Genomic DNA, 12,446 nt, shown 5'->3' on the forward strand with positions numbered 1-12,446 from the left:
TCAGCCATACAGTGCGGCTTCAATGTCGCGGGTGATTCCGGCCAGGGAGTCCCAGCTGGAGCCCTGACTGAGGATCGTCAACACATAAGTTCCTGATGGGTGGTGGACGATCGCCGTGTCATGCAGGTTCCCACTGATGAAGCCAGGCTTGTTGAGCACTCGCCCGGCCGAACCGGCGGGAATGCCCTGCCGGTGCACATTGGCGGCCAGGGCATTGCGCATGCGTTCATGGCCGGAGTCACTCATAGACATAGATCCGGTGGCCAGACTGGTCATGAACCGGGTGAGGTCTAGGGCATTGGTGCGGATCCCGCCCTCGCCTGCGCCGGTGTTGGTGGCGCCCATGGCTGCAGCGTCGGCATAGATGTTCGCCCAGCCCAGCTCCGGGCCAATGGCCTCGGGGCACGGGTTATCACTGATGGTGAGCATATCGTTGAAGCATTGCGCGAGGTCACGGTCGCCGAGTGCCGTGTCATCCCAGTTGCGCTCGCCTGACTCGACTTCGCGGATGAGGCTGTAGCCCACGAGCAGTTTGTAGGTGCTGGCGGTAACGAAGGAGTCTGAGCCACCGGTCGAGCCGCTGCGGGATTCGCCGCCGACTTCTTGCAAGCTGATAGCAATCCGCCCCGGGTACGCACTGGACGTCTGAGTGAGAAAAGTATCGAGGTCACCGTCGAATGTGACGTTGGAGGAGTCAGGCGCCGGTTCAGGGGCCGGCGCTGGTTCTTCCACTTCTGCTTCGGGTTGCGGAGCTTCAACATCCGGCTCGGGCTGCTCCTCATCGCCGGTCTCGTCTTCGGTCGCTTCTTCTTCAGGTTCCTCATCTGTTTCTGCTTCGCGCTGGGCCTCTTCCTCAGCTTCGGCGTCAGCTTCAGCTCGGCGTTGAGCCTCTTCAGCTTCGGCCTCGGCTTGCTGTTCGGCACTGTCTTGTTCGGCGGTCTCGTGCGCGCGAGCGAGCGCTTCAGCCCAGTCTTCTAGCTCAGTGGCCGTGGCGTCAGCGGACTCATCAGCCTCACCAACCTCGGTTGCGTCTTCAGAGTCTTCAGGATTGGGCTCTTCGGTCGTTGGGCTCTGTTCCGTCGGCTGGTGCTCGGCCACTTGCTGCACCACGGCCGCGGCGGCGTCACGCATGGTGGTGTCCGCAGTGTTCTTCACCGTTTCGGGCAGATCCTGGGATTCGCTGGCCGGTGTGAGGCTGGAGGGCTCGGGGGCGTGGAAGTTCGGTGCGCAACCGGAGACCAGCAGAGCTGCAGTGACTGCAGCGACCGAAAGCCGTCCGGGCACACCCGCAAATTGGGGAAGACGCGAGTGCATAAGGGGTACCGTACCCAGGCCTGGGCACCTGACCTGGGATTTCAACCACATTTGCGAGTTACGGTTTCATCACAGGTGGGTCAGAAGGGTTAGGATGCTCGACGGGCAGGTTCGTGTCTGGACCGCCCAGGTAATCATGTAGACTGTTCCGGTGCTTCGGCCGGCCTAGCCAGTTTCCGAAAGCGCAGTCGCGGGCTATAGCGCAGCTTGGTAGCGCGTCCGTCTGGGGGACGGAAGGTCGTGGGTTCAAATCCCGCTAGCCCGACCAAACAGGCCCGGAATACCGGGGATGCAGGCAGGGAACACCGGCAGATGTTACCTAATCCGCCGAATGTGTTACCTAGCAGCGATAGAATGCCCCTCATGGCTAGCATCCAGACCCGCTCGGGCCCCAAAGGAACCTCATTCCGTGTCACCTGGCGCGAAGATGGCTCGCAAAAAGTCGCGACCTACCGCTCCGAGGAAGCCGCCCTCAACTGGAAACGGCTGATCGAGGCCGTCGGCAGCGCCGATGAGGCCGACCGCATCCTGGAGAAGCAGAACTCCACCTCCCCCACCGTCGATGAGGTGGCCGAGCACAGACTCGAACTGCTGCGCGCCACACGGGGCACCAAGGCCACCTACCGCCAGTACATGCGCACCCACATATCCCCCGCATTCGGCTCCTGGCCAGTGGACACGGTCAGCCCCGACGACTGTCGACGGTTCGTCATCGCCCTGGAGAACAAAGGGCGGGCCCCGAAGATGATCCACAACATCTGCGGTTGGCTGACCAGCCTCATGCTCCACGCCGAAGAGCGCGGCTGGCGATCCGGCAACCCCATGAAGGCCGACATGCTCCCGCCGGTGGAAAGGTCAGACGCCACTGAGGCGAGCATGTTCCTGACCAAGAAAGAGGCGGACGCGATCATCAGCCGCGTGCGCCAGCCCTACCAAGACTTCTGCCTGCTGATGCTCTCTACGGGGATGCGTCCCTCAGAGAGCCGGTCGCTCACCGTGGCCGATGTTCTGCTCGATCAGCCACAGCCGGTCATCCGTGTCACCAAGGCCATGAAGAACAGCCGCGAGAAGGGCGGCTACGAATACGTCGGCCCGCCGAAGTCCAAGGCGTCGCGACGCCCAGGGGGACTGCCGCCCTCGGCGGTCCAGATGCTCCGACCACACCTGGCGGGGCGGCCCTCCTCGGAGCCGCTGTTCCCCGGCGTGCGGACCGAGTACATGTCCCACAGCGCACCCGGCCGTGCATTCAACAAGGGGGCCGCAGAAGCGCGCTCAGAGGGTGAGCTACACAAAGACCCGGATCTGGACAGCTTGCGCCACACGCATGCGTCGCTGATGCTCGCTGCGGGCATGGAGACGTGGAAGCTCGCGAACCACCTCGGCCACGACGAAACCATGACGCGGAAGGTCTACGGGCACCTGATGCCGGAGGCTCAGTTCGAGGCCGCCACGTTCGCAGCGAAGGCCCTCGACGGTGGCGCCATCCTCATGCTGGGGACGGCCACCTCCTGACCCTGCACCGCCCCCGAGTTGTTGATCTCCTAGGGGTAAGGACCTAACCAGAGAACTTCGCCCCGTGACGGCTCGGACACTCGCCTACCCTTGCCCTCGAACATACGGTCAACTTATGCGCGCCCGAGCGGAGGCAGGAATTGCCACTATTGGTTGCAAGGCCTCAAGACGACCTGCGTAGGTATTGGCAACTCGGTCGTAGAGGTCAGCTGTTCTCTTAGACTCGACGTCCACGACTAACGAATACGGGATCGCTTTGGGGCCTTGCGCCATACCGCCATTACTTCGTGCGTTGTAGTGGATATCGAAAACCGGTTCACGCAAGGAGCGGCCAAGTTTGCTTCGACTTGCCCTAAGCGTGGTTTCCCATTTCTGAGCATCGGTTCGTAACGCTCTCTCTGTATCCCAATCGCCGCGCTTGAAAAAGCTGTCGGTTTTCGGATCTACGGCTGACTCGTCCTTGAAGTTTCCGCTATGAGGGCGGAAGGTAATATCCAGACCGGCGCGGCTATAACTCCCGGGGTCTTCGGGATCCGTCTCCGTAGCGAAACAGAACGTAGCGGTTATGCCAACTTTTCCCAACAACTCTTCCGATGGAAGGGGAAGTCTGGCTCGCAGATATTGTCCTGGATGGAGCTCGCCCTGGTACAAAACTCTGACTTGACCATCGCCGCAGGACACAATCTCATCCAAGTTAGATGGAAGACGCCCCCAACCCACCTCTCGACGCTCTTGCTCTCGATGGTCTGCCGACTGTACGAGAAGCGCTCTGATACCCAGTGGCGTCAATCGATCACCAAAGTGGGCTCTCATAGAGAGCGCTCGACCGAGAGCGCTAGGCGAGGCAAACGACGTTCCCTGAGTCCATGCCAATTGTCCAGGAGTGTTCGACTGATATACCAGGAACGGCTCAGTGAGCGTCCCTCCAAAATCCAACACATCAGGCTTGACATACCCGGGTGACCTTCCAGGTCCTGTAGCGCTATAGGCCGCTTTCGCCCAGCCAGCCCGAGAGGAATCTGCAGCACCCAGAGCGAACCCGTTGATGCAATCTGCAGGGACTTGGATCCGACGGCTCAGCGAATCAGAATGTTCGCCGTTATTCCCCACAGCGACGGACATGAGAGTCTTGCCGTCGGCAAGGTGCCCATCGAGAACTGCAGTCCATGGGTGCACATCATCGTCTTCGATTGAGACGGATGGTCCCAAGCTGAGATTGACGAAGTTGTATTCGTTCTGGTCGAGAACGTCTTTGATTCGCCTCAACACGTCGTACAGCTCATAAGGGTCCGTCCCGGAAGCGTCGTCCAGCACTCGATAGTGGTCGACTTCACATAGAGGGCTCCGAGGCGAGACCCCAGGCTCCAGAGTCCCAAACAGCAGAGCGGACGTCACATCGTGTCCATGATCTTCCAGTTCCGGCACCGCGGCGCCCAGGTCCTTGGTCGTGAAGCTGCGCACCCACGGGGCAAGAGGGCTTGAGCTAGGAAAGCCGCCATCGAAAATCGCGACACGGATGCTGTCGTCAACTGGTTCTTTGGGAGGAAGTGTGGAGGTGTATTCGCTCGAAAGCGGGGATGACCGCTCAACCTGAGGCGTAGACCGCATCTTCGAGAGAGGTCGTGCTGCGCGCATAAACGAGAACTTGCCTAGCTCGGAAAGCTGGGCCTCAGTCGCTTCGGTGGGCACAAAGTAGAGACCACTCGCGAATATTGCCTTATCAGATCGAGTCTCGACACCCAAGGAGCTCGCGTACTCGATGAACGAATCAACCACGTAACGAGAAGTCTGAGATGCGTGTAAAACAATCTCGACCAGTAACCCACCAAGCGTCTCTTCGGCCCGTTCCAAGTTTCTAAGCTTATCCTCGAGAAGGAACGGAGAAATCGCTTCGATCCTCTGAATAACCGGGTCTACTCCTGAGGGTTCAGAAGACATCTCCTCGGCCCAGTCGTTGAATCGGTCGCGGTCACCAGCGACAAAGAGGGTGGTAGAAGGACTGAGCCGCGGCTCTTCCTTCTTGGTCCACTTCTCTGGGACTAGTTCTGTTGGCCGCGAGCCAACTTGCCGGAGACCGTAATTGTCGAGCAACTTCTTGGGATGGAAAGACTTAGCGAGCGATTGCGGGTGCAGGGTCAGCGCTGCTACTGCCTCGTTGCCAGGACAGGCCGCACCTGGAAGACCCTCAAGGGCGTTTGACGTTGACCGGACTTCGCCTCGGAGGCGCTTGATCGCTTCGTCGAAGGAGTAGGGCGTTTCGGGGGGCCCACCACCCCCGGGGGCCGCAACTCTGTCTGTGAGTCGCTCTCCATAACCAAGCAAAAATTGCTCATTATTCGGCATCGAATTCCTCAACTTAAGTTGCGCGACTATATTTCCGAATAGTATCGCGGCTCACGCCAGTGAGCTCGCTAATTACGCGCTGACTCAATCCGGCGTGTTTAGAGAGGTCAGCAGCCACCCGACCTCGATCTCGAACTGGCATCGAGTCGAACCGGTCGTGGACGGCCCCCAACAATGCTTGCACCGGGTCCGTGCCCCTAAGGGCCGCAGTACGACGGGCCCGGAGGACATCCCGCTCCAATCTACTAAGAGTCTCACCCTCATATAGCTTCGCAATCATACGAAGTGTCGCCTGAGGCATCGGAGCATCGAAGAAGGTTGCAGCACCTTCGGCCAAGGAGTCCAGACTTGGCAAGGGAAACTCTAGGATCACGTCGAAGCGGCGCCACAAGGCGGGGTCCAACAACTGTGAGTGGTTGGTGGCACTAACCAGAAGGGATCCTTCCGGCCAATTGTCGATCTCCTGCAACAGAACGGTGACTAACCGCTTTAATTCTCCAACTTCCGCATTGTCGTCTCGCTTCTTTGCAACGGCATCTATCTCATCCAAAAAGAGAACGGACGGAGTCCGACGCGCATGGTCGAACACCCTCTTAATGTTGGCACCGGTTTGCCCAAGCAAACTGTTCATAACTGCTGACAGGTCAAGCACGAACAGAGGAAGACCTATCGATTGCGCCATCCAGTGTGCGGCTAGAGTCTTACCTACGCCTGGGGGGCCGGAGAGGAGCACCGTGCCCGTGGGGGCGAGGCCTGCCTCGAGGAGTCGTGAGCCATTGACGTGTTCTTCGATGACCTGCTCGAGAGGAGCTCGGACACCTGCATCAAGAATCGGTTGTTGTTGTGGAGTTAGAGACTCCTCACGTATCAAGGGCAATTTGCTCTCGCTGTCCAACGGCGCATCGAGTGACTGTCCGGATGCGACCGAGCGAGTGGGGCCCTCCCGCAGTGTCTCGACTATCGCCTTCGCGACGTCCGGGTTGTTATCACGATAACGCCTCGCCATACGGCGCAGACTTGTTTGCGCCCCGGGTGCCGCACTCCTTGCGGAGAGACCGAGCAGGTGGACTAAATCTGCTCGCGATAAGCTAATTTGGTCCGCGTAGTTTTTAGTCACTTGGAGACATTATCACCTTGTCTGGACGACGGAACGGCGATGTCAGCATGAACAGCCCACCGAGTCGACCGCTTCAAGATCCAGCCCAGAGCAGCGCTGGGAGGAAGCAGGACTCCAGGTGAAGTCATAAGGCGTAGACAAACGGAAAGCCGCCCCACCATCAGAGGAGGATGGGGCGGCTCTATGGGGTGGCGAGCTCAGCCGCCGCGAGATGCGGCGACGGTCTCACGATTGCCGGACGACGGGTTGCCGTCCTTGCGGCCGGATCGCAGCGACATCAGCACGGACGCCACGGCCGCGATGGCCGAGGTGCCGACGATGTTGATCGCGGTGATGCCGATGCTCGACCAGTTCAGTTCGAGCACGTTGATGAGTCCGGTGACCTCACCGCCGAACGTCGCATGGACGAGTGCGGCGAGGGTCTGCTCGAACGTCTTGAGTGCGCGCTCTCGGGCGGCGCTCCAGAATGCAGCGGTGTACGTGGTCGGTTCTTCCCTTGTTGGCGACTGTTGCCCGGCCGGCGCAGTCTTCGGATTCGATCAGCTCGCGCAGCCCGGCCGTGAGCTCGGGACTGTCGGGTACCTGCGCGAGCAACGTGTCTGCAAGGTCCCTGAACGGGCGGGAGACGGCTCGCAGGTCCTCGGGCCGGTGATCCTTGCCGAACCGCCGCAGCGCGCTCTCAGTGAACGAATGGCGCTTACCTTCACCGAATACGGCAGGCCAGCCGGGAAACTCCCGCACACCGTCCGCCGACTCGAAGCTCGCGAGCCATGACTTGAGGCCAGCCTCGTCCCGCTTGGGATCGCGGCCGCACTCACGTATCCGGCGCACCAGATCATCGCGTGGAGCCATCACCAGGAACGTATGGGTGGCCTCCACGAGCTCAGCAGCACGCCTCCGCACCGAGCACGTAGCCGCCGACCGGATCACCACGGCACACGCCGCCTGATCCGCCGCCAGCTTGCGCAACGCCGTCGCGAACTGACGCTCGGACAACCACTCAGGATCGTCACGGTCATAGACGCGAAGGCCCGACTTACGGGCGAGTGTGGACTTGCCAGCACCCGGCGGACCCGTCAGCAAAACCACCATTCGCATCGAGAGTTCCCCCTCACGTTGGATCTCACGTCGTACCATTCGAGAAACCCCTTTGCTGCTACTCAACAGAGAGATTCACACGGAGGTCACTCACATGGTGCGATCGTGTGAACTAGAGAGCCGATCCGACGTGCGACATGGGAGACTCATGCACAAGCAGTTACTAGGTGATCGTCTTCAAAAGTTCGGCCGCGACGATTGCTTCCTGTGCGGAACGGATTTGTCCGCAGCGCCAGGCATTCGAACTGAAGAGCACGTCTTCCCAAAATGGTTACTGCAGGAGCTCAATCTCTGGCATCACTCGATTACTCAACTCAACGGGCAGCTTGCGTACTACCGCCGTCTAAAAGTTCCTTGCTGCCAACGCTGCAATGGAGAGCATCTAAGCCGTGTGGAAGCGCGGATCAAGGCCGCCTACCTCGAAGGTCCGAGCGCCTTCCGAGAACTGGACCGCCGCGACTTGTTCATCTGGCTCGGAAAGATTTACTACGGGATCATCTACCGCGAGAGCCACGAGCCGCAATTAGTCCGCGAGCAGGCCGGCGAACGTCTTGTACCCGCCGACCACCTTAAAACACTCTCGTTCCATCACTTCCTGCTACAGAGTGTCGCGGATCGATTGGACTGGTTCCCCCGGTTTCCGGGCCCGGCAAGCTTCCACTTTTTCGAGTGTCTAGACGACGAGGACCCCCTCCGCAGATTCGACTACATGGATGACCTGGGTACCCCGATGCTTGCCATCAGAATCGGACGTATCGGGATCGTTGGTGTGTTGCAAGACTGGGGGCGCTCGGAGAACGTGCAACAACCGCACCTCGTCGCTGCCCGGGAGATGAAGCTCCATCCGACACAGTTCCGTGAGGTCTATGGACGACTCAAATACATGACTGAGATTGCCTGGAGGGACAATGTCCATCCGACCGTCGGCGGTCCGGAGTGTGTCACCGTTCTCTACGATCCCGCCCAGGAATTCCGCGGGGAGGTCGACCCTGGCGAACAGGCCCGCGTGCTGGCGTCACTGTGGGGTGTGTCACCCCAAGCGATCACGAAGGACGGCATGGGTATGTCCACCATCTGTGACATGTCCGGGTCACCGTTGACTGCCCCAGACCATGGGTTAATCTTCTTCTCGCTGGATGGTTCCACGGGTCTTTGGCCCGCGAATCAGGTCGAGCTGACGGAGGAACTGTTGAAGTCTCCTTGCATCGGTACTGACTCGCCCAGCCCAGACTAGGTCTCGCGGACCACGCTCCGGTACCTCTATTCGAGTCGATCATCCTCAGAAGCCATCCGAATTCACGGGGTCGCCCGCAGAGCGCCCAGTGGCACCAGGTTCCGCAGTCGCCGGGTGAAAGTTCGCAGATTGTGGCCCTTGCAAGAAACTCCTGGTACCACGTGCGCGAGCGCGCCCGACCCCTCCACTCTCCGGGGGAGGGAGAAAGCTAACCCCCCGCTGTTTCCGCCCCCGGCTCTAGAGTTTTGACCCGCCCCTCCCGTGGGAGCAGTTCGTCCGTCTTGCGTGGTCTCGCATCTACGCCGTTCTCCGTTCCTTATTGAGAACCGCGGAGCTACCAAACTCGCGATGTGGTGCCGATGGCGAGCGTCGCGGCCGTGCCTTCGCCCTTGTTGCATGTGAGGTGCTCAGGTGCCCAGTTGAGTGGGTCCCAGGTGAGGTGCGGGTAGAGGGCTCGCGACTTGGGGTGCTGCACGCTGCATCCGTCTGGATCGCTGGATGGGATGTCGTAGTCGATGGGTTGCTCGCAGATGCAGCAGGGCAGGTTGTTCGCCTTGCCTCGTGCCTTGACCTGAGCGAGAGCGTCCTGGGATCTGCGCCCGTTCCAGGCTGGAATGCTGCGGCCGTCGTCCATCTGCGCCCCTCACCCAAAGCAGACTGCCCCTATTCCGGCCACTGGGGTCGTCGGCGCAAGTGCTTTGCTCAGTGGTCTAGTCAAGAACTTCAGTGAATTGCCGGCCGGCCAAGCCGTGTCCGCGTACCGCGCTACGATTATCGAATGAGCAATCTCGGTGGATATCAGACCATGACACGGTTCATAAAGTCTGTCGGTGGGCCCAAGAATGCGTTGGCACTAGGCGGTACCGCAGCGTTGGGCATCTTCGCGGCTGGAGGTGCGACCTATGCGGGTGGTCAGAAAGCGGTTAAGTCGATACGACTTAGGCTCGCGAGCAGGACCGATCCTTCTGCGGGGAAGCTATTCATCGTGCGTGAGGAAGGTGAGGATGGTAACGGGCTCACTCTCAGCGTCGGCTCCACATATAGAGTGCTGGAGAAAGACCGAGAGGCCGTGGTAATTGAGCTGTTTGACGACGACGACAATCCCTATGTCACCTCCGCCGAGTTCTTGGAACGGGTCTCGATGCCCATACCAGAGGCCGAGCATGCCGAGGAATAGCCGAGTTCTACACTGAACGAACTTCATTGAGCGAAGACCTAGTCAGGAGAGCATCGATTAGTACCTGCGGCTGCATGCCGTGGGCACCGTCCACGCCGTCTCCCCTCCACGCTGATCTCGATTTTGTGGCGTGCACGGTGCGCGGGGACTCGGGTGATTGACACGTACTCGCTCATTGGGTCCTCTCTTAGGAATTGAAAAGGCCCCCACCAAATTGGTGAGGGCCTCGAGTCGATGCGAGCAGTGGTCTCTCTTAGCCGATCGATGAAATCCATTTATGAGCCGCCTTAGCCAGTTCATGAAGTTCCCTGAACGGATTCGGACTCTCTAACGCGACCCATGCCCCTTCAGACGAAAGTTGGTAGCGCATGTCTCCATACCCCCAGAGCGATTCGAACTTCGTGTGCAACGGGCCTGTAATTGGGCCCGCAATCTCTCGGCCCGCGAGGACAACATGGAAGATCCAGAGGTTCTCCACCAGTTGATGCCATAGATTTCTACTGGAGAGAATCCAGGGCTGCCGGTCTTGGGTTTCTACCGAGGGGTTGGGGACCACAAGGTGTGCGGCGACTTCGTAGACGTGCACGGGGTCCACACACTCCACGCCGGTCTTGAGACAGAAGATTGGCTCGCCGTCCCCTGGTGAGTTGAGGAGATCGCGCTGCCACTGAGCGATTCTTCTGAACGAATAGTTCGCACGCACGCCCCCGTCACACGTCAGGGTGACTGCAAGACTGGTGTTACGTTCATGTTTATCGTCGTTCGCCTCTTTTCGGCTCGACTGAACTCCTCCCTGACGCATCCAGTCCGCACTCGGAGGGGAGCCGTCCGGGAGTTTGTCCCGGAACGGCTGAGTGAGCGCGATTCGATCGAGTATCACGTCGGGAACAAAACTCAACTTCTCCCTCTTGGTGTCCCAATCGTCTTTTGTCGTTGAATTGGGCCAATCTAGATGCCCAACCTTCTTCTTGACTTTCTTCTCCGTGAGGCCGCTTGAGCGCTTTAGGACCTCACGGAACATGTTGTTCCTCATCGCTACAAGCCGACTGTGAATGCTGGCACGCTCGATCGACCACTCATGGAGGGGCAATTCGTCTGGAACGTCCGCGTAGTACCGGTGCCACCCTGACGACGTGTCGGGCTGCTTATAGACCACGGCAGGCGAAGTGGAGCTCAAACCACGCCGTTGCTCGTCCCACAGTTCAGCTGCCTCGCGGAGAGCTCTCTCCAGACGGTATTGGATGCTTTGGTCAAGGTGTTGGCCGGGAACGAGAAGAGGGTCACCCGCTGGACCTTTAGACCAAGACCCTTCCCATGCAGTCGATGCGTCCACTGATCACTCCTGGGAGGCTGGATATGTCATGTCTAACCATAAATCTAAAGGCGTCAATCGACGACAAACGTCGGAATAGCCCTCCAGTCGATGGCGGCACTGGTGGCGACTCATGCGCCCCTCGATGGTGCCTCTGATCGCCCGACGTATAAGCGCTCTCGCCTCTCGCCCCTCCGTAGGTACTGCGCTCTACAACTCTTGCGCGCACTCGTCCAAGTCCTCCCGGAAGGATCGAACCCCATCTCTCCGAACCACTCGTCCTCCGCCTTGCCTTGTCGGATCCTCTATGTATTCACGTTCGCCTCTTTGGGGCGGGGTCGGTGCCGCTTGGGCGCTCAGGGTAGTCCTCGGTGTTGCGGTCCTCGAACCATCCACGCTGCTGCCAGTGGCAGAGCGTGTCTCGGTACATGGGGCCGGGCTTCTGCTTGGGCGGCTCCAACAGTCGTGCCTTGGACGTCTCCAGGCCCTTCTTTGACCCGTAGATCTTGCGGATGCGGGCGGGCTTGATCGGGTCGATACGGTGCGGCTCCAGGTGCTCTCCGTAGTAGTCCATGACGGCGGCCTTGGCGTCAGCGTAGGGGATGTGCTGGAGCTTGCGACACCACGTCTCAAAGTTCCCCTCGCCCTCTGAGACCAGGCCGTCCTGCTCGCAGGCGAAGGCCAGCAGCATGTTCACCTCGACGGGCGTCATCCCTTGCGGCTGTTCCTGGTCGTGCATCTAGTCCTCTTCGATCTGTCGTAGCGTCCAGGGCGCCGCGTTGTCCCGCAGGCCGGTGAGTCGCTGGTGGCGCTCTTGGGCGGTCTGCATCTTGCGCTGTGTCGCTGTCTGCCGTCCGCCGTTGGGCTGGCGTGGTGGCAGTGGCGGATCGTTCCAGTGCTCGCCGTGAAGCCAGGTTGTCGGTAGCTTGGTGTAGCCCTGCTCGCGGTTCGGGTCCACGGCGAAGCGGTGCGCGTTATCGGTCAGGTTCTGCGCGCTGGCGACCCGTAGCGCCTTGTCGAATTTCTCGGGTGCGCCTTTCTTGGCCTCCTTGCGCGGGTAATCCTGCGAGAACTCCTCGAATGCCTGCTGCTCGGTGCGGCCTGGGATCTCCTCGGCGATGGGCTCGAACGGCTCGTCGCTCGGGCCGTCCGCGTCAGCGGTGGACAAGTGTTTAGGTACTTCTTTAGAAGTACCGGGTACGGGCTCGGGTACGGGGGTGCAGAACTTCTCCGTGACATCGGCGTGAGTCACGGTGGCGTCACGCTGTGACAGGTCCGTGACTGCGTCGGTGTGACGGTTGTCGTCACGCTTCCCGTGGCACTCGCCGCGTTGCTCGCG

General features: G+C 60.1%; 11 protein-coding genes, 1 tRNA gene and 1 pseudogene. 4 read left to right on the forward strand and 9 right to left on the reverse strand.

Going from position 1 to position 12,446, the window contains the following annotated elements; all coding sequences use genetic code 11:
• Positions 1-1,314 (reverse strand): serine hydrolase, encoded by a 1,314-nt coding sequence (locus FH975_RS00125; RefSeq protein WP_162319541.1) that lies wholly within the window; start codon positions 1,312-1,314, stop codon positions 1-3.
• Between the two features lie 191 nt (positions 1,315-1,505).
• On the opposite strand from FH975_RS00125, the gene FH975_RS00130 reads away from it, so the two are divergent.
• Together FH975_RS00130 and FH975_RS00135 are read left to right on the forward strand one after the other, a co-directional pair.
• A tRNA-Pro gene (locus FH975_RS00130) sits at positions 1,506-1,582 on the forward strand.
• A 95-nt stretch (positions 1,583-1,677) separates the two neighbouring features.
• Positions 1,678-2,826 (forward strand): tyrosine-type recombinase/integrase, encoded by a 1,149-nt coding sequence (locus FH975_RS00135; RefSeq protein ID WP_162319542.1) that lies wholly within the window; start codon positions 1,678-1,680, stop codon positions 2,824-2,826.
• 108 nt (positions 2,827-2,934) lie between these two features.
• On the opposite strand, the gene FH975_RS00140 is transcribed toward FH975_RS00135, so the two are convergent.
• From FH975_RS00140 to FH975_RS00155, 4 genes and pseudogenes are all read right to left on the reverse strand, one after another.
• On the reverse strand, positions 2,935-5,169 hold the full coding sequence (locus FH975_RS00140; protein WP_235928244.1) for a S8 family peptidase: 2,235 nt from the start codon (positions 5,167-5,169) through the stop codon (positions 2,935-2,937).
• Positions 5,170-5,182: 13 nt separating this feature from the next.
• Complete coding sequence (locus FH975_RS00145; RefSeq protein WP_202922926.1) at positions 5,183-6,175, reverse strand: AAA family ATPase; 993 nt, start codon at positions 6,173-6,175, stop codon at positions 5,183-5,185.
• A gap of 308 nt (positions 6,176-6,483) precedes the next feature.
• Positions 6,484-6,702, reverse strand: a pseudogene (locus tag FH975_RS00150) (hypothetical protein); the annotation flags it as partial.
• Positions 6,671-7,423 (reverse strand): ATP-binding protein, encoded by a 753-nt coding sequence (locus FH975_RS00155; protein ID WP_162319531.1) that lies wholly within the window; start codon positions 7,421-7,423, stop codon positions 6,671-6,673. The pseudogene FH975_RS00150 and the gene FH975_RS00155, both read right to left, overlap by 32 nt.
• 109 nt (positions 7,424-7,532) lie before the next feature.
• On the opposite strand from FH975_RS00155, the gene FH975_RS00160 reads away from it, so the two are divergent.
• Positions 7,533-8,618: a hypothetical protein gene (locus tag FH975_RS00160; protein WP_235928246.1), complete on the forward strand. Its 1,086-nt coding sequence runs from the start codon at positions 7,533-7,535 to the stop codon at positions 8,616-8,618.
• Positions 8,619-8,952: 334 nt separating this feature from the next.
• Here the strand turns inward: FH975_RS00160 and FH975_RS00165 are convergent, their stop codons facing one another.
• Positions 8,953-9,252 carry an HNH endonuclease gene (locus tag FH975_RS00165; protein ID WP_162319545.1) on the reverse strand — a complete coding sequence of 100 codons (300 nt, stop codon included), beginning with the start codon at positions 9,250-9,252 and terminating at the stop codon, positions 8,953-8,955.
• Between the two features lie 144 nt (positions 9,253-9,396).
• On the opposite strand from FH975_RS00165, the gene FH975_RS00170 reads away from it, so the two are divergent.
• The gene (locus FH975_RS00170; RefSeq protein WP_162319546.1) at positions 9,397-9,795 is read left to right on the forward strand and encodes a hypothetical protein; all 399 of its coding nucleotides are present in this window, start codon (positions 9,397-9,399) and stop codon (positions 9,793-9,795) included.
• A 253-nt stretch (positions 9,796-10,048) separates the two neighbouring features.
• Here FH975_RS00170 and FH975_RS00175 read toward each other — a convergent pair whose 3' ends face one another.
• The 3 genes from FH975_RS00175 to FH975_RS00185 form a co-directional block, all read right to left on the reverse strand.
• Positions 10,049-10,828 (reverse strand): hypothetical protein, encoded by a 780-nt coding sequence (locus tag FH975_RS00175; RefSeq protein ID WP_162319547.1) that lies wholly within the window; start codon positions 10,826-10,828, stop codon positions 10,049-10,051.
• 592 nt (positions 10,829-11,420) lie between these two features.
• A complete protein-coding gene (locus FH975_RS00180) occupies positions 11,421-11,846 on the reverse strand; it encodes a hypothetical protein (protein WP_162319548.1) in 426 nt (141 codons plus the stop codon).
• Positions 11,847-12,275: a hypothetical protein gene (locus tag FH975_RS00185; RefSeq protein WP_162319549.1), complete on the reverse strand. Its 429-nt coding sequence runs from the start codon at positions 12,273-12,275 to the stop codon at positions 11,847-11,849.
• Positions 12,276-12,446 lie beyond the last annotated feature (171 nt).

The organism is Nesterenkonia haasae (assembly GCF_010119385.1).
GTDB classification, from domain to species: Bacteria; Actinomycetota; Actinomycetes; order Actinomycetales; family Micrococcaceae; genus Nesterenkonia; species Nesterenkonia haasae.

What these genes read in the sequence shown, in the direction of transcription:
- FH975_RS00125 (WP_162319541.1), bottom strand. Translation starts at nt 1,314, where the DNA reads ATGCACTCGCGTCTTCCCCAATTTGCGGGTGTGCCCGGACGGCTTTCG.
- FH975_RS00135 (WP_162319542.1), top strand. Translation starts at nt 1,678, where the DNA reads ATGGCTAGCATCCAGACCCGCTCGGGCCCCAAAGGAACCTCATTCCGT.
- FH975_RS00165 (WP_162319545.1), bottom strand. Translation starts at nt 9,252, where the DNA reads ATGGACGACGGCCGCAGCATTCCAGCCTGGAACGGGCGCAGATCCCAG.
- FH975_RS00140 (WP_235928244.1), bottom strand. Translation starts at nt 5,169, where the DNA reads ATGCCGAATAATGAGCAATTTTTGCTTGGTTATGGAGAGCGACTCACA.
- FH975_RS00155 (WP_162319531.1), bottom strand. Translation starts at nt 7,423, where the DNA reads ATGGTACGACGTGAGATCCAACGTGAGGGGGAACTCTCGATGCGAATG.
- FH975_RS00170 (WP_162319546.1), top strand. Translation starts at nt 9,397, where the DNA reads ATGAGCAATCTCGGTGGATATCAGACCATGACACGGTTCATAAAGTCT.
- FH975_RS00160 (WP_235928246.1), top strand. Translation starts at nt 7,533, where the DNA reads ATGCACAAGCAGTTACTAGGTGATCGTCTTCAAAAGTTCGGCCGCGAC.
- FH975_RS00145 (WP_202922926.1), bottom strand. Translation starts at nt 6,175, where the DNA reads ATGGCGAGGCGTTATCGTGATAACAACCCGGACGTCGCGAAGGCGATA.
- FH975_RS00180 (WP_162319548.1), bottom strand. Translation starts at nt 11,846, where the DNA reads ATGCACGACCAGGAACAGCCGCAAGGGATGACGCCCGTCGAGGTGAAC.
- FH975_RS00175 (WP_162319547.1), bottom strand. Translation starts at nt 10,828, where the DNA reads ATGAGGAACAACATGTTCCGTGAGGTCCTAAAGCGCTCAAGCGGCCTC.